Origin of the sequence: Bacillus cereus group sp. BfR-BA-01430 (genome assembly GCF_022663115.1) — a bacterium.
GTDB lineage: Bacteria > Bacillota > Bacilli > Bacillales > Bacillaceae_G > Bacillus_A > Bacillus_A cereus_BD.
Genome location: NZ_JAKUEW010000001.1, coordinates 380,546 through 396,512, shown reverse-complemented (window position 1 = coordinate 396,512; position 15,967 = coordinate 380,546). Strand labels below are relative to the sequence as shown.

The window sequence follows — 15,967 nt, the reverse complement described above, 5'->3', positions numbered from 1 at the left end:
TTCTTACACCTCTTTCATATAATGTTTTATACTTTCGACATCTTTATCACCGCGTCCTGATAAACAAACGACAAGTCCCTCTTCTCGTTTCATAGTCGGTGCGAGCTTGAGAGCATATGCGACAGCATGTGAACTTTCTAATGCTGGAATAATCCCTTCTTTTTTCGTTAATAATTGAAAAGCCTCTAACGCTTCTGCATCTGTAATAGAATGATACGAAACACGCCCCATATCTTTTAAGAAACTATGCTCTGGACCAACACCCGGATAATCTAGCCCTGCTGAAATCGAATGCGCTTCTTTAATTTGTCCTTCTTCATTTTGCAGGAGATACATCATCGAGCCGTGCAAAACGCCTATGCTTCCTTTCGTTAAGGTCGCAGCATGTTTCTCTGTATCAATTCCCTTTCCTGCTGCCTCTACGCCGTATAGGGCAACTTCTTCATCTTCGACAAACGGATAAAACATGCCCATTGCATTACTACCGCCGCCAATGCAAGCAACAACTGCTTTTGGTACATTTCCTTCTAATGCCTTATATTGTTTCTTTGTTTCCTTCCCAATTACACTTTGAAAATCACGGACAATTTGCGGAAATGGGTGCGGTCCAAGCACAGATCCCATGACGTAGTGCGTATCATGGACATGCGCAACCCAGTAACGAAGCGCTTCGTTTACAGCATCTTTTAACGTTCCACTTCCTGCTGCCACCCTTTCCACTTTCGCCCCTAACAGTTCCATTCGGAAGACATTTAATTTTTGCCGCTTTACATCTTCTTCGCCCATAAAAATGACGCACTCTAATCCGAGCAACGCACATACAGTCGCTGTTGCTACCCCGTGTTGACCAGCTCCTGTTTCCGCCACAACTTTCTTTTTCCCCATTCTCACTGCCAAAAGCGCTTGCCCAATTGTATTGTTAATTTTATGAGCACCTGTATGGTTTAAATCTTCACGCTTTAAATAAATCTTCGCCCCGCCGCAATGTTTCGTTAAATTTTCGGCAAAATAAAGCGGAGTTTCCCTTCCTACATATGTTTGTAAATAGTTCGCTAATTTCTGCTGAAAGGATTTATCTTGTATCGCTTCTTGATATGCTTCTTCCAATTCAAAAATAGATTGCATAAGCGTTTCCGGAACGTATCGTCCTCCATATATACCGTAATGACCTTTTTCATCAGGATATGCGTATTTCATATGGAACACTCCTTTACTTTTCTTATAAATTGCTTTATTTTCTCAAGATCTTTCTTACCATCCGTCTCAACACCGCTACTTACATCGACCATATACGGCTGCACGATGCGAATCGCTTCTTCTATATTGTCAACGTGCAAACCGCCAGCTAATATACTCTTTTTCCGTAAATTTTTCGGTAACTCCGTAAGCAACTCCCAAGAAAATGTTTTTCCATTTCCGCCGCGAAACGTTTCTTTTGGACTATCAAATAAAATGTAATTTGTTTCATAACGGTTTATTTGTTCGACATCTTGTCTATTTCCGATGCCAACCGCCTTTATAGACGGAATATTCAATCTTTTTATGAGGTGATCGTTCTCATCTCCATGTAATTGTATGTGCGTTAACTTACAATACGCGGCGATTCCCTCCATCCTTTCGACTGATTCGTTTACAAAAACACCAATTTTCATCACATCAGCTGGTAATTCCGAAGTGATTTCTTTCACCTGCTCTGGACGTATTTTCCGCTTGCTGCTTGCAAATACAAATCCAACTGCATCTGCCCCATATTCATAAGCTTTCTTTGCTGTTTCTAAATCCGTAATGCCGCAAATTTTCACTTTCATCCTATCACCTGCAATGAATGAAAGAATTTGTGTACAGACGGGGCTTTCATAAGAGCTTCTCCAACGAGAATTCCTTTCGCACCAGCTTCTTTCACGCGCGCTACATCTTCTTTCGTATACATACCGCTTTCACTAATCCAAAGTACTTTTTCCTCATTCAATCGGTTTCCTAGCCTTTCCGTAGTGCGTAGGTTGACTTCAAATGTGTTCAAATTGCGATTATTAACTCCAATCACATGTGGTTTTAATTCTAGAGCGATTTCCAACTCCGCTTCGTTATGAACCTCGACAATAGCTTCTAAACCAAGCTCAGTTGTATATTGATATAACGCTCGTAACTTTTCTGATGGTAAAGCTGCAACAATGAGTAAAATAAGATCCGCTCCTGCTTCATATGCGCGGTCAATTTGAATACGATCCATAATAAAATCTTTACATAAAAGCGGGATTGTACTATGCATTCTTGCTGTTTCTAAATCGTGAAAAGAACCTTTAAAGAACGTTTCGTCTGTTAAAACTGAAATAGCTCCCGCGCCGCACTTTTCATACATTTGTACTTGCTTTTGGACATCGACATGTAAGTGAATATCTCCTTTAGAGGGAGACGCCCGCTTTACTTCTGCGATTACTGTAAATTGCTGTAACGCTTCGGCAAGTGAGCCTATGTTTCTCTTTTTTTTCATAGGGGTATATGTTTCATACAGCTTCTCTACTTCTTTTCTCTTCTGCTTCATAATTGTTTCTAATATGGTTTCCATTTAGTTCACCCTCTCTAACTTCTGATTACTAGCTACAATTAAAGCATTCAATTTCGCTAATGCACTGCCTGAATCAATGCTATAAGTAGCACAAGAAATTCCTTCTTCAATTGTTTTTGCTTTTCCGCTTGCAAATAAAGCAATTCCTGCATTTAACAAAACAATATCGCGGTAGACGTTCTTTTCTCCGCTGAGCACGCCCCTTGTAATATGAGCATTTTCTTTTGCGGTACCGCCTCTTATTTCTTCATTCTTTATTCGTGAAAATCCATATGTTTCTGGAACAATTGTCTCTTTCGTAATTTTGTGGTCTTTTAAAATTACAACGTGATTTTCCCCTTGCAAAGATGCCTCATCTAAAAAACCAGCTCCATTTATAACAACCGCTTGTTTCCGGCCGAGTTTTTGTAATACTTCTGCTACAGGGATCAGCATATCTCGCTTGTATATACCGACGAATTGCGTTTCTAAATCAAGCGGATTCGTAAGAGGTCCAATAAGATTAAAAATCGTTGGTACATTCAGTTCTTTTCTTATTTTCATCATTCGTGTAAGCGCCGGATGCATCACTGGGGCAAATAAGAAAGCGATCCCTACTTTTTCTAGTACATTATCAATTTCTTTTGGCTTGCATGTAAGATTGACACCAAGTTCTTCTAATAAGTCGGCACTTCCCGTTTTGCTAGATATAGCTCGGTTCCCATGCTTTGCCACTTTCACGCCAGCCCCGGCAAGCACAAATGCCGATGTTGTACTAATATTAAACGTCCCTGCTCCATCTCCACCTGTTCCGCAATTATCCATCACTCCTTTTATATGACTTGTCAATGGCAATGCTTTTTCCCTTAAAGCTCGAACAAATCCATATATTTCATCAGCCGTTTCTCCCTTTGCTTTTAATAGCACTAAAAAGGCGGCAATTTCACTTTCTAATCTATCTTCACTTAATAACGATAGACCCGCTTCATACATTTCTTGTTCTGTTAAATTGACTCCCTCTACTAATTTACGAAGATAATCATTCATACTCTTTCCTCCTCTTTTGTCATCATACCTTTCACCTCTGTCTCAAAATAAAAAAGCCCTCTACATATCGAAATATGTAGAGGGCGATAAATTTACCGCGGTACCACCTCATTTGGATGTAAGAAACATCCCGCTTTATTCAGGTACAAATCTATACCTTATCCTTGTAACGGCGGAACCCGGGTTGCCTACTTATCTCTGTTCAGCAAACCTCTCGTAAGCCCATTCCGCATCTGGCACCGCACTGGGCTCCCACCTATCCCCAGCTCTCTGGAACGTCTCCATCATGCGTACTCTTCTTACTCAACGATTTCACTTATTTACTATTTCCATACAAAAAGGGAGTACTCATCCTATAAAAAGGACGGGTACTCCCGTGGTGCCACCTTCATTCGTTACAATTGTAACGCACTTAATCGTATCAAACATAATACGTGTCTCTTATATCGATGAGATCATGTCGCCAAAGCCTACTTCTTTCGGTTCGGTTTGGAAGCTCCGAAGTCCATTCCATATTAATTCCATACTGATTTGCACCATCCATCAGCTCTCTGACATGTTCATAATATGTACTCCTCTTCATCAACGCTTATATTTTGTTAAGTTGCACTTATTATAATTCTCATTTTTCTTATAAGTCAATACTTTTTAAAAAATTTTATTTTTTTATTCATTCAATATTATATTGACAAAACAACCTATTTTTATGTAAATATAATAAATACTCTATTAAAATAAAGGTTCTATGTCAGAAAATTATATATTCTAAAAGTAAAACCTTATCAAAAAACGCTTACATTTCTGAAAATTCGTATTTATGTGTGGATTTTCTACCATAATCATGATAGATTATAAATATGTAAATTCATCAACAGACATTACAAAAGGAAGGGGAACTACATGAGTACGCAGATGTTAACTTTAACTTCGATCTCTATCTACATGCTCGGGATGTTACTAATTGGCTATTTCGCCTATAAACGAACATCCAACTTAACAGATTATATGCTTGGCGGGCGTACACTAGGCCCCGCAGTAACAGCCTTAAGTGCTGGAGCATCCGATATGAGCGGTTGGCTTTTAATGGGCTTACCCGGTGCAATGTTTAGCGTTGGATTAAGTAGTAGCTGGATTGCGATTGGCCTGACACTTGGCGCATACGCAAACTGGATCTATGTTGCTCCTCGCTTACGTACCTACTCTGAAATTGCAAATAACTCTATTACTATCCCAGAATTTTTAGAACATCGTTTCCACGACAAATCTCATATGTTACGACTTGTATCTGGACTTGTTATTATGATTTTCTTTACTTTTTATGTAGCTTCTGGATTGGTTTCAGGTGCTATCTTATTCCAAAATTCATTTGGTATTAACTATCATATTGGATTATTTATTGTCGCAGGTGTTGTTGTCGCTTACACATTATTTGGTGGTTTCTTAGCAGTAAGCTGGACGGACTTCGTGCAAGGTATCATTATGGTAGTAGCACTTATTCTTGTTCCAACCGTAACAATCATGAAGGTAAATGGACTTGGTTCTGCATTTCATACCATTCAATCCATCGATCCAACATTGTTAGATATTTTTAAAGGCACTTCTGTATTAGGCATTATATCCTTATTTGCATGGGGTCTTGGTTATGTTGGACAACCTCATATTATCGTACGCTTTATGGCCATTTCTTCTGTTAAAGAAATTAAAAGCGCACGCCGAATTGGTATGAGCTGGATGGTTTTCTCTGTTATTGGAGCTATGTTTACCGGCCTTATTGGTATTGCTTATTATTCAAAACATAATTTAACATTAGCTAATCCGGAAACAATTTTCCTTGAATTAGGACGGATTTTATTCCATCCACTCATTACTGGATTTTTACTAGCCGCCATTTTAGCAGCAATTATGAGTACAATCTCATCTCAACTTCTCGTCACTTCAAGCGCAGTAACAGAGGACTTATATAGAACATTCTTTAAACGTTCTGCTTCTGATAAAGAACTTGTTTTTGTCGGTCGTATGGCGGTTCTCGTTATTGCACTGATTGGATGCGGATTGGCATATAAACAAAACGACACAATTCTGGCACTTGTTGGATATGCGTGGGCTGGTTTTGGATCTTCATTTGGTCCTGCTATTTTATTAAGTTTATATTGGAAACGTATGACAAAATGGGGTGCGCTCGCTGGTATGATTGCTGGAGCGGCAACTGTTATTACGTGGACGCAATTTCAATTTTTAAAAGACTTCTTATATGAAATGATTCCAGGGTTCGCGATAAGCTTGCTTGTCATTGTAATTGTCAGCTTATTCACAACCCCTTCAAAAGAAGTCGAAAAACAGTTTGAAGAATTTGAGAAAACTGTATAAGACACAAATACGAACCTCCATCTTATAAAAGTGGAGGTTCTTTTCACTTCGCGGGTACTTCGACAATTTTCTTCTTTAACTTAACAAATTCTTTATGTTTCGTTAAATGTACCATAACACTCTTCCTTTATAGTATTACTAACAATACTCATGCAGAAAGGAGACTACAATATGTTAGCATCTTTACAGCCACAAAACATAAGGAAACTTGCACCTATCACAAACACCTCTGCTTCCGCTTCCTGTCTCAACATTCAACGAAACCTTTCCATCGCTCCTTCTGTTGTTCCCGTAATTGGTGTTCACATACAAAAACAGAAAATAAAAATGAAAGCTGGACAAAGTATCGAATTATCGGCTTCTGTTTTACCAGAGAACGCAACCAATAAAGAGGTAATATGGACAAATATGAACTCGAACATCATCACATTATTTCCAAAAGGAAATACAGTCACCATTACAGGAAAATCAGCTGGAAAAGCCGTAATTATCGTAACATCGACTGAAGGAAAGTTTCGTGATTTATGCATTGTACACGTACAACCGTATATGACAAATCCGAAATAAAAAAAGCGGTTTTCAAAAACCGCTTTTTTTATTTTGGATTTGAGGATTTTTACTTTTTACTAAAGAAATGAATTCCATCTCATTTTGAGGAGAAATAAGTTCTGTTTCATATGCTCCATAAAGAATTTCAAGTCGCTGAAATGATAAGGCATAAGCTGCTTGAGGATTTTTTGTATACGAAATGGTTTTAATATCTTTGATTGAAATACTTTTTTTCAGAAATCCGGATTGAATCATGATTCGATCTTCCTCGACAATATACTTCGTTGTCAACCAACTCCAAATAAGAAGTGCTGCAAGCGGTATCGTGAAAAATAAAAGAAAGTGCTCTCTTCCTATAACAATCGGAGTAAAACATGCACCAATCAAGAGAATAAAAAGAAAATATAACCAAACATCTTTTTTCGATGGAAATTCCAATAAATTCCCCCTCCCCTATATGAAATTTATAAATATAAAAAATATTACATACAACAGCTTGATAGCAAATTTTTACGTCGATACACACTTAACACAATCCCTATTAAAAGAGTATGAAATAAAGTTGGCGTTAATCCATAACTAATAAAAGGTAGTGATATAGAAATGATTGGCAATAAGCCTACGATCATTCCAATGTTGTAAATGAACGGAACTACAAAAAGAGTCATTCCACCAACAAGAAGCAATTTACCATAATGACTATTTATTTGATAAGATATGATCATTATCCTTACTACAAAAAAGGAAAAAATCAAGACAAGGATAAGTGCAAACAAATATCCATAATAGTAAGTCAAGCTTGCAAACACAAAATCAGTATGTGCAGCAGGGATAGACTTTATATTTCCATATGTACCAAACCAACCTGCTGACGACATTACCTCTTTTAAACGTAAATACATAAACCCTGCGCCCCCTGCATCTTTTTCTGGGTTTATGTAGCCTAAAATTCTAGCTATCCGGTATTCTTTTACTGTAGACCAAGAAATGATAATCAATAAACAAATTGGTACAATAGTAATAATCCATGCCTTTTTCTTCCCTAACTTACTCCACCAAAGCATAACAAATACCATTATGATATAAATAAAAATTGTTGCAAGAATTGATGTAGTTAAGAATAGATACAGAGAAAACAAATACAATATCACAAGATGCATAACCTTTAATCTATTATTATTAAAAAAAGAAGCCCAAGCTAGAAAAAAGAACGGCACTGCCATTAAACATTCAATTGTAATGGGACCAATTTGTATGAACGGTTCTCCTTTCATTGAAGCGTTTGAAAAATAACTGATCACTAATAGGATGAGTACTCCAATTGTGTAAAACAGCCAGCCCTGTCTCTCTAATTTCCGATAATCAATCATCATCATCACAAAAGCTGTTGCAACACCGAGAATAACAAATATCACCTTATTTATTAGTAAATCATTTGCATATCCAAAGGCTACAATTGGCAAAAAACCGATCCCCATAGCAGCTACTAGTAACATAATAATCAACCAATCAACCTTTGGCTTATGAAGTTTGTTCAGTTCTTGACCAAGTTTGATTGGACTTCCCATTTGTTCAACTGCCTTGTCTTCAGCAACTGCCTCACTTAATCCTTTCTTCATCCACATGCTCTTAGCTTGCTTCAAGTGAAAATCGAGTTCAGTTGCTACAAGATTCTTTGCTTCTTTTGATTTAATATGATTGGTGACTTCTTTTAAAAAATGATCCCTTCTTTTCTTCAATTTTGTCTCACTCCTGTATGAATTCTTTCCATATAAATCGTGTCTTTACAAAATCTTTTTCTGCCTTTCGTAGTATCTTTCTTCCCTTATTATTTAATTGATAATATTTCGCTCCTGAATGATCCCAACTTGATTGGATAAAGCGATTCTGTTCTAGACGATGTAATAAAGTGTATAAAAAACCTTCATTTTCTTCGAATTTTCGAATCCCTCTTCCTCGTAATAGACTTGCCAATTCATATCCTGTTTTTTCATTGATGAGAAGTTGTAACACTGCTAAAAAGATATCTTCTTCATTTTCGTATGGTTTATTGATTTTTTCATAAACCTGCTTACGATGCTGATCAGAAAAAGTCAAATGTTTAAAGGTTGTTTTCTCCATTGATTTTCGTAGCCCTTTTAATCGCTCTTCCATTTGATTATTCCTCCAATCCTTTCTTCAAAAGTTCCTTAGCCCTTTTAAGCCTTGTTTTAATCGTATTCTCCTTCACTTCTAGTACCATAGCAATATCTTTAATTGGCAATTCTTCAAAATAAAAGAGATAAATCACTTCTCGATATTTTATTGGTAAGTTCATTACGGCAGAAGCCAGCCTGCGATCCTCATCATTTTGAATAACAGTCTGTTCAGCACTTTCTTTTTGAACCTCAATATAAGTAGATTCGTTTTCTGTAACGATTACCTTCTTGTTATACCAACTTTTTATATAGTCCTTACACTGATTAATAGCAATTCTCCATAACCATGTTCTTACCTTCGATTTCCCCTTGTATGTATGAAGAGACTTATAACATTTTACAAATATATCTTGGGTTAAATCTTCTGCAATTTCTTTATTATTTACATATGAATAAACAAGTTGTAAGATTTCCTGTCCATACTGGTTCATTATCTCATCTATAAGAGCCTCCTTATCTTCTATTTCAAATAACTCTGCTGTTAATTCATCCACATCAGTTCCTCCTTCAATTGATTAGACGACATGCTCCATTAAAAAGTTTTTTAAATTCCTAAAAAAACCACCTTTATTTCTTTTACTAAAACGCTACTATTTCCAAATACTTATACAAAAAAAGATACTTTCACATAGAGAGTATCTTTTCTAATCTAAAACATTTTTTAAATAAAAGAGTCATTCCACTATATGATATTTTTTACAATCTAAAAAGATTCACCATACCTCATATCAAAGTATAATGAATCTAGCACTTACAATTCTTGTGTATATACAGCTTCATTCACTGACCCGTTTGATCTTCGCTTTTGTTCTTGTAATAAGAAAAGAAATACACCAAATAGGACAAAGACGCTGCCGATGATTTGCATACTATTTAGCTTTTCTCCAAGTAAGAAAAAGGCAAGGATCGATGCACCAACTGGTTCTCCTAATATGCTCATTGAAATCGTCGTAGCATTCACGTAATTTAGCAGCCAGTTATTTATCATATGCGAAGCTGTTGGTACAATGGCAAGTAAAAGAAAAATCCACCAGTCCCATGCTGAATATCCTGTAAATGGCACATTCATCACTATGTTATAAATGGCCATAAAAAGACCTGCAAATGTAAAAACAGTAAAGCTATAAACCCAATGCGATACTTTCTTCACTGTTGTTTGACCGATAAATAAGTAACCAACGACTGCGATGACACTTAAAAAGGATAAAAGATCTCCTAGTATCGCTTGCTTACTTAAGCCTAAATCGCCCCATCCAATACAAATGACACCTAAAATAGCAATTCCCATCGTGATGATTGCTGAATATGTTGTTCGTTCCTTAAATAAAAAGAAACCGCCTACTAAGGATACGATGGGCTGGAGTGCTAAAATGATTGTCGAGCTTGCAACTGTTGTCAACTTTAAAGAGGCAAACCATAATAAAAAATGAAGCGCTAAAAAAAATCCTGATCCGATTAAAAAATACCAGTCTTTCTGTTGAATTCTGCGAAATTCTTCCCTTTTCCTCCACGCAATAGGTAGCATAATGAAAGTGATAATCCATAAGCGATACATACTTAAAATAGAAAATGGCGCTGAAGACATCTTCACGAAAATAGCTGCAAATGAGATCGCTATAATAGAAACCGCTAATGGCAGTGCGATTGATTTATCCTTTTTCATATAAATTGCCTCCCTTCTTCTATCAAAATCAAACTTCATTATAGCTTTTTTCTTCTCTTACTGAAATACTAATTTTTTAGATTCTTTCTATTATTATGGTAAAATATAAAATGACATATATCTTTAAGTGGAAAAGAGCATGCAGCTATCACTGCTACTTAGATTCATATGTCGGAAAAGGAATGGATATCTATACGCTATTTTTATTTAGGGGGATTTACATGAACCAGGCAATAGGGAGAATCGAAGAAATTTCATTTTTCAGTACAGCACTTCAAGAAGAGATGACATTGCTCGTCTACTTACCAACTAATTACACACCTCTTCACAAACATACTGTCGTTATTGCACAAGATGGGAAAGATTATTTTCAACTTGGGAAGGCACATCGCGCGATTGAACGCCTTCGTGAAAACGGAGAAATTGACCGTACTATTATTGTCGGTATTCCATATAAAAATGTACACGACCGCAAAGAAAAATATTTTCCAAATGAAGTGAACAACAACGCATATATTCGCTTTCTTGCTCATGAATTAGCGCCGTATATTGATGCAAATTATCCAACATATCAAATGGGAAAAGGTCGCGTATTAATAGGAGACTCACTTGGCGGTACAGTATCCTTTATGACAGCACTTATGTATCCGCATACATTTGGTAAAGTTGTGATGCAATCTCCATTTGTAGATGAAACTGTATTAAACCTTGTGCGAGAGTTTAAAGAGCCCGAGGCATTGGATATTTACCATGTCATTGGGACAGGGGAAACAGCTGTGGAAAGAACAGATGGACAAGTTTCCGATTTCGTCGAACCGAACCGAAAACTACATGCATTGCTGACTGAAAGAAATTTCATCACACATTACGAAGAGTTTGAAGGGAATCATACGTGGAAATATTGGCAAATAGATTTACCAAAAGCCTTTGCTCATATTCTATCAATGAAATAATAATCAGCAGTATTCTGAATTATTTGATATAATATAAAAAAGATTTGTTTTCTTAAAAATCTAACTAGACTTGCAAAGGGAGGAATTGAGAAATGAAACTAGGCATTGTAATTTTTCCGTCAAAAATGATTCAAGATAAAGCGAACGGACTGCGTAAGCGCTATGATCCGCATTATGCATTAGTTCCGCCACATATCACATTAAAAGCACCCTTTGAAGCACCAGAAGAACAATTAGAAACGATTGTGAAAGAATTGCGTACAATTGCAAATAAAACGAATCCTTTCATCCTTCATGTTGGAAAGGTAGGCTCATTTGCCCCTGTTAATAATGTTATTTATTTTAAAGTCGAAAAAACACCTGAACTGACATTCTTAAATGAAGAAATGCATAAAGGGTTCCTTACACAAGAACGCGAGTATGCTTTCGTACCACATTTAACAATTGCCCAAAAGTTATCTGATGCTGAGCATGCTGACATTTTAGGACGCTTGCGCATGAAAGATTTTTATTATGAACAAACAATCGATCGTTTTCATCTCCTGTATCAATTAGAAAACGAAACATGGAATGTACACGAAACCTTCCACCTTGGAAAGGAGAAGAAATAATTTGAAGGCTCAACTTGTCCAAACAGATCAACAACTGAAAGATGCATTCTCTGTGCGTAGACAAGTCTTTGTGAAAGAACAGCATGTATCTGCCGAAGAAGAATATGATCAATTTGAAGAAATCGCCAAACATGTTGTCATATACGATATCGACATTCCCGTTGGAGCGGGGCGCATGCGTATGGTAGATGGCATCGGGAAAATAGAGCGCATATGCGTTCTCCCTTCCTATCGCAAAAAAGGAATTGGAAAACTCATTATGGATGCGCTCGAAACATATGCCAAGGAAGAAGCGATACGAAAGCTTAAACTCCATGCGCAAACACAGGCGGAATCTTTCTATAAAAGATTAGGATACCAAACTGTTTCTGATGTTTTTTTAGAAGCAAATATACCGCATGTGATCATGATAAAAGAATTATAATTTTTAAAGACAGGAGGTCATTCCTCCTGTTTTTTACATTGCTATTTTCTTTTTCTTCCGCTAAAGTTAAAAGTTGATGCTATAAATTTGAAGGTGAATGTATGACTCAGGAAAAATTTTCACAAAAATTATTAACACACGCCGACGTTCCCCAAGCGACATATCATATTCCTAAGACATCTTCCCATTTAATTATGGAGCATGATGCAGATGCCGCTTATTTTCGTGCTTTAGAACAACAAGGCGTTTATTTAAATGAGAAACAATTAGAAGCAGTGCGAGCAACAGAAGGTCCTGTCCTAACTTTAGCTGGCGCTGGTAGTGGAAAAACCTCTGTTTTAACCACGCGCGTTGGTTATTTAGTAAATGTAAAAAAAGTTCATCCACGCAATATTTTATTATTAACCTTTACACAAAAAGCAGCGGAAGAAATTCGAAGTCGCGTTGCTAGTTTACCAGGTATGAATCATGCTGCGAGTAGCTATGTTGTGGCAGGAACGTTTCATTCTGTCTTTTTAAAATTATTGCGCAGTCAAGGATATAATCAGCAAATTTTAGCAAATGAAAAACATAAACAAATTATGATTAAGAAAATCTTAAAAGACTTGCGCTTAAAAGATGCTTATGATGCCGAAACGATGCTTGCCATGATTTCACTTGAAAAAAATAAATTAAATCGTCCGAAAGATGTACAAGCAAAAACACCTGTTGAGCAAGAATTTCGCGAAGTATATGAGCGCTATGAAGAAGTGAAGCAACAATACGGCTATATTGATTTTGATGATATTCTACTAGAAACATTCTATATGCTTGAAAATAACGCTCCTTTGCTCATACAATTACAAGAGCGTTTCCAATATATTGAAGTCGATGAATTTCAAGATACATCTTACGCACAATATGAGATTGTAAAATTATTAGCTGCACCGCAAAATAATTTATTTATCGCAGGTGATGATGATCAAGCAATTTATGGTTGGCGCGGCGCTAGTCATCAAATTATATTATCATTTCCAAAAGAATTTGATGATACAACAATCATTGCATTAAATACAAATTACCGTTCCAATCCATTTATCGTTGGACTTGGAAATGAAGTCATCAAGCTGAATCAAGAGCGTTTTCATAAAGAATTGTATTCTGTGCATGAAGAAGGAATGCGTCCATTTTATGCTCGTCCTGCTACGACACTTGATGAAGCAAACCAAATTCTGCAATTGATTCAAGATAAAGTATCAAGCGGTGAACGTGCATATAAAGACTTTTGTTTATTGTATCGCACACATTCTGTCAGTCGATCGTTACTTGATCAACTTACCATTCATAAAGTACCGTTTATTAAGCACGGCGCCAGTCAATCATTCTATGAACATTCTTTAATTAAGCCTGCGCTTGATCATTTGCGCTTAGCATACGAACCGTTTCAGATGGAAGCACTGGCAAGCATATTGCCAACAATGTATATCGGGCGTGATGATTGCCTCTCTTTTATTGAACGTGAAAAGTGGAAATATGGTGAAGGAAGATTCCCTTCTCTTCTTCATTTCCTACTGCTGAATCCGAATTTAAAATCATTTCAAGTGAAAAAGCTGAATGACAAAATCGATTTTATTAAATTTATAAAAGAGCTGGAACCAAAAAAAGCACTGAAAGAGATTATTAAAGGAAAAGGGAAATATTTAGAATACTTGCAGAGCAACGACCGTTCTTCCTTTACGATGCATAAAGATATTCAGGAAGAAATGCTAGAAGAACTCATCGAGTCTGCCAATCGTTTTACCGATATTCCCGCTTATTTAGAATTTGTTCATGCGGCGATTCAAAATCAAAAGGAAATGGAAGCATTAAAAACAAAGCCGCAAAAAGACGCCGTATCACTCATGTCCATTCATAATGCAAAAGGCCTTGAGTTCCCTTGTGTCTTTTTGCTCGGTGCAAGCGATGGTATATTGCCACATTCATCCTCTTTAAAAGATGCAAACGATCGCCTAACAGATTCTTCCGAAGCGTTAGAAGAAGAACGAAGACTGATGTATGTCGCCATTACGCGCGCAAAAGAAGAATTGTATATTTCCTCTCCACAATTTTTTAGAGGAAAAAAATTAGACATATCTCGTTTTTTATATATCACGCGAAAAGATTTACCAAAAAAGACACCTTCTTAAATGCGCTAGGTGTCTTTTTTTTGCTTCTTGTACATCTCATTCTTCCTAACACCTCTTTATTTCAAATGAAAAATTCATGCTTTCATCGTACGAATTAGCGTAATATCAATCCTATTCCATTCATATTGTAATAGTGTATGTCAGAACACACGATAAGGAGTGAACAGAATGAGCTGCAACTGTCACGAGGAGCATCCTCACGATTTTGATCCTAATTTTGATTCTAATTGTGTATGTAATGTAGTACGTTTTATACATGAGTTACAAGAGTGTGCAACTACAACATGTTCAACAGGTTGCGAAGTTCCCTTTTTAGGGCCAAATAATGACGCAAGAGTTGCCAATACAAGACCTTTTGTTTTATTTACAAAATCCGGCACACCGTTTGAAGCATTCGCTCCATCAGGATCTGTTACAAGCTGCCTATCCCCTATATTCCGTGTTGAAAGTGTAGATGATGATTGCTGTGCTGTATTGCGCGTTTTAGCCGTATTTGTAGGAGGAGAACCTGATACAAGCGATAACCCAATTTGTACATTTTTAAATGTTCCAAATGCTTCATTGCGCGCCACAACTTCTTGTATTACTGTTGATTTAAATTGTTTCTGTGGTATCCAATGCTTACGAGATGTCTCTATTTAATGTAATGACGTATATGTTACCGAATGATTGGGGTGGTAGAACGATGCCACCCCATCACTGTTTCCGTAATGATCATTCATCAAAAAGCGAGACTCCTAACAATGCAACTTGCATAAAAAAGACTCCTTCTCCACCTTGATTTATTGATCCCGCATGAAAATCAAGATCTTTTCCTCCTACTTTCGATATCATTCACATTATTTTTAACTATTTTTTTATGAAAATTAGGAACCTGTCTATAGCAGGAACGTGATTGGATTCATTAAATAACAGTAGAACAAGTAAAGGAGTGAAAACTATGTCCTCTTGGGATTGTAAACCTACTCAAATTTGCCCCAACGCTCCAGTCGATACACTACCTGCTTTTGGTTTTGCATTTAATGCCTCAGCACCTCAATTTGCAACATTAGGCATTCCTCTAGCATTACCTAGCACAAATCCAAATCCAAATATTAGTGTACCTGTATTGAATGAGACTGTTAGCACAGGAGCTGGCATTCGAATTGAAAGAGCAGGTATTTATCAAATTAGTTATACATTGACGATTAGTCTTGATAATGTTCCCGTTTCTCCAGAAGCTGCTCGATTCTTTTTAACTTTAAATACACTGGATAATATTATTCCTGGTTCAGGAACTGCAGTTCGTTCTAATATCGTAGGTACTGGTGAAGTTGATGTTTCTAGCGGTGTAATTCTTATTAATTTGAACCCCGGTAACCTTATTCAAATTGTTCCTGTTGAAGTGATTGGAAGCGTTGATGTTCGTGCTGCCGCATTAACTGTGGCACAAATTGGTTAATCAA

Annotated in this window: 17 protein-coding genes and 2 other annotated features; of the genes, 8 read left to right on the top strand and 9 right to left on the bottom strand. The window is 36.7% G+C overall.

The genetic code is table 11. The features are described from left to right. Positions 1–3: 3 nt before the first annotated feature. From trpB to trpD, 4 genes are read right to left on the bottom strand one after another with little or no spacing between them, the layout of a single operon-like run. Positions 4–1,197, bottom strand: a complete 1,194-nt coding sequence (gene trpB, locus MR058_RS02045) for a tryptophan synthase subunit beta (RefSeq protein ID WP_242142381.1) — start codon at positions 1,195–1,197, stop codon at positions 4–6. After that, entirely contained in the window at positions 1,194–1,808 is a 615-nt protein-coding gene (locus MR058_RS02040) for a phosphoribosylanthranilate isomerase (RefSeq protein WP_242142379.1), read from the bottom strand. Before MR058_RS02040 ends, trpB begins: the two co-directional genes overlap by 4 nt. Further along, positions 1,805–2,566, bottom strand: coding sequence for an indole-3-glycerol phosphate synthase TrpC (gene trpC, locus MR058_RS02035; protein WP_242142377.1), 762 nt, complete (start codon positions 2,564–2,566; stop codon positions 1,805–1,807). Before trpC ends, MR058_RS02040 begins: the two co-directional genes overlap by 4 nt. Next, complete coding sequence (gene trpD / locus MR058_RS02030) at positions 2,567–3,592, bottom strand: anthranilate phosphoribosyltransferase (RefSeq protein WP_242142375.1); 1,026 nt, start codon at positions 3,590–3,592, stop codon at positions 2,567–2,569. Positions 3,593–3,668: 76 nt separating this feature from the next. Further along, positions 3,669–3,908: a binding site (T-box leader), on the bottom strand. A 41-nt stretch (positions 3,909–3,949) separates the two neighbouring features. After that, positions 3,950–4,187, bottom strand: a binding site (T-box leader). Positions 4,188–4,492: 305 nt separating this feature from the next. On the opposite strand from trpD, the gene putP reads away from it, so the two are divergent. Then, positions 4,493–5,959: a sodium/proline symporter PutP gene (putP, locus tag MR058_RS02025; RefSeq protein ID WP_242142373.1), complete on the top strand. Its 1,467-nt coding sequence runs from the start codon at positions 4,493–4,495 to the stop codon at positions 5,957–5,959. Between the two features lie 171 nt (positions 5,960–6,130). Further along, positions 6,131–6,526, top strand: coding sequence for an Ig-like domain-containing protein (locus MR058_RS02020; protein WP_242142371.1), 396 nt, complete (start codon positions 6,131–6,133; stop codon positions 6,524–6,526). A 12-nt stretch (positions 6,527–6,538) separates the two neighbouring features. Here the strand turns inward: MR058_RS02020 and MR058_RS02015 are convergent, their stop codons facing one another. From MR058_RS02015 to MR058_RS01995, 5 genes are all read right to left on the bottom strand, one after another. Then, positions 6,539–6,946: a PH domain-containing protein gene (locus MR058_RS02015; protein ID WP_242142369.1), complete on the bottom strand. Its 408-nt coding sequence runs from the start codon at positions 6,944–6,946 to the stop codon at positions 6,539–6,541. Positions 6,947–6,990: 44 nt separating this feature from the next. Further along, complete coding sequence (locus MR058_RS02010; RefSeq protein WP_242142367.1) at positions 6,991–8,247, bottom strand: FtsW/RodA/SpoVE family cell cycle protein; 1,257 nt, start codon at positions 8,245–8,247, stop codon at positions 6,991–6,993. Positions 8,248–8,254: 7 nt separating this feature from the next. Next, the gene (locus MR058_RS02005) at positions 8,255–8,662 is read right to left on the bottom strand and encodes a PadR family transcriptional regulator (RefSeq protein ID WP_242142365.1); all 408 of its coding nucleotides are present in this window, start codon (positions 8,660–8,662) and stop codon (positions 8,255–8,257) included. A 4-nt stretch (positions 8,663–8,666) separates the two neighbouring features. Next, on the bottom strand, positions 8,667–9,200 hold the full coding sequence (locus MR058_RS02000; RefSeq protein ID WP_242142363.1) for a sigma-70 family RNA polymerase sigma factor: 534 nt from the start codon (positions 9,198–9,200) through the stop codon (positions 8,667–8,669). 257 nt (positions 9,201–9,457) lie between these two features. Further along, positions 9,458–10,369, bottom strand: coding sequence for a DMT family transporter (locus MR058_RS01995; protein ID WP_242142361.1), 912 nt, complete (start codon positions 10,367–10,369; stop codon positions 9,458–9,460). A gap of 221 nt (positions 10,370–10,590) precedes the next feature. Here MR058_RS01995 and MR058_RS01990 point away from each other — a divergent pair, with 221 nt between their 5' ends. The 6 genes from MR058_RS01990 (at position 10,591) to exsF (ending at position 15,963) form a co-directional block, all read left to right on the top strand. Further along, on the top strand, positions 10,591–11,322 hold the full coding sequence (locus MR058_RS01990; RefSeq protein WP_242142360.1) for an alpha/beta hydrolase: 732 nt from the start codon (positions 10,591–10,593) through the stop codon (positions 11,320–11,322). Between the two features lie 92 nt (positions 11,323–11,414). Beyond that, entirely contained in the window at positions 11,415–11,933 is a 519-nt protein-coding gene (locus MR058_RS01985; RefSeq protein WP_242142358.1) for a YjcG family protein, read from the top strand. Between the two features lies 1 nt (position 11,934). Continuing rightward, complete coding sequence (locus tag MR058_RS01980; RefSeq protein ID WP_242142356.1) at positions 11,935–12,357, top strand: GNAT family N-acetyltransferase; 423 nt, start codon at positions 11,935–11,937, stop codon at positions 12,355–12,357. A 101-nt stretch (positions 12,358–12,458) separates the two neighbouring features. Further along, positions 12,459–14,522, top strand: a complete 2,064-nt coding sequence (locus MR058_RS01975; RefSeq protein WP_242142354.1) for an ATP-dependent helicase — start codon at positions 12,459–12,461, stop codon at positions 14,520–14,522. Positions 14,523–14,690: 168 nt separating this feature from the next. Beyond that, entirely contained in the window at positions 14,691–15,164 is a 474-nt protein-coding gene (locus MR058_RS01970; RefSeq protein WP_242142353.1) for a CotY/CotZ family spore coat protein, read from the top strand. A 298-nt stretch (positions 15,165–15,462) separates the two neighbouring features. After that, positions 15,463–15,963 (top strand): exosporium protein ExsF, encoded by a 501-nt coding sequence (exsF, locus tag MR058_RS01965; protein WP_242142351.1) that lies wholly within the window; start codon positions 15,463–15,465, stop codon positions 15,961–15,963. The last annotated feature ends 4 nt before the right edge of the window (positions 15,964–15,967 follow it).

Coding starts and splice junctions, on each gene's coding strand:
- trpB (WP_242142381.1), bottom strand. CDS start 1,197: ATGAAATACGCATATCCTGATGAAAAAGGTCATTACGGTATATATGGA.
- MR058_RS02040 (WP_242142379.1), bottom strand. CDS start 1,808: ATGAAAGTGAAAATTTGCGGCATTACGGATTTAGAAACAGCAAAGAAA.
- trpC (WP_242142377.1), bottom strand. CDS start 2,566: ATGGAAACCATATTAGAAACAATTATGAAGCAGAAGAGAAAAGAAGTA.
- trpD (WP_242142375.1), bottom strand. CDS start 3,592: ATGAATGATTATCTTCGTAAATTAGTAGAGGGAGTCAATTTAACAGAA.
- putP (WP_242142373.1), top strand. CDS start 4,493: ATGAGTACGCAGATGTTAACTTTAACTTCGATCTCTATCTACATGCTC.
- MR058_RS02020 (WP_242142371.1), top strand. CDS start 6,131: ATGTTAGCATCTTTACAGCCACAAAACATAAGGAAACTTGCACCTATC.
- MR058_RS02005 (WP_242142365.1), bottom strand. CDS start 8,662: ATGGAAGAGCGATTAAAAGGGCTACGAAAATCAATGGAGAAAACAACC.
- MR058_RS01995 (WP_242142361.1), bottom strand. CDS start 10,369: ATGAAAAAGGATAAATCAATCGCACTGCCATTAGCGGTTTCTATTATA.
- MR058_RS01990 (WP_242142360.1), top strand. CDS start 10,591: ATGAACCAGGCAATAGGGAGAATCGAAGAAATTTCATTTTTCAGTACA.
- MR058_RS01985 (WP_242142358.1), top strand. CDS start 11,415: ATGAAACTAGGCATTGTAATTTTTCCGTCAAAAATGATTCAAGATAAA.
- MR058_RS01975 (WP_242142354.1), top strand. CDS start 12,459: ATGACTCAGGAAAAATTTTCACAAAAATTATTAACACACGCCGACGTT.
- MR058_RS01970 (WP_242142353.1), top strand. CDS start 14,691: ATGAGCTGCAACTGTCACGAGGAGCATCCTCACGATTTTGATCCTAAT.
- exsF (WP_242142351.1), top strand. CDS start 15,463: ATGTCCTCTTGGGATTGTAAACCTACTCAAATTTGCCCCAACGCTCCA.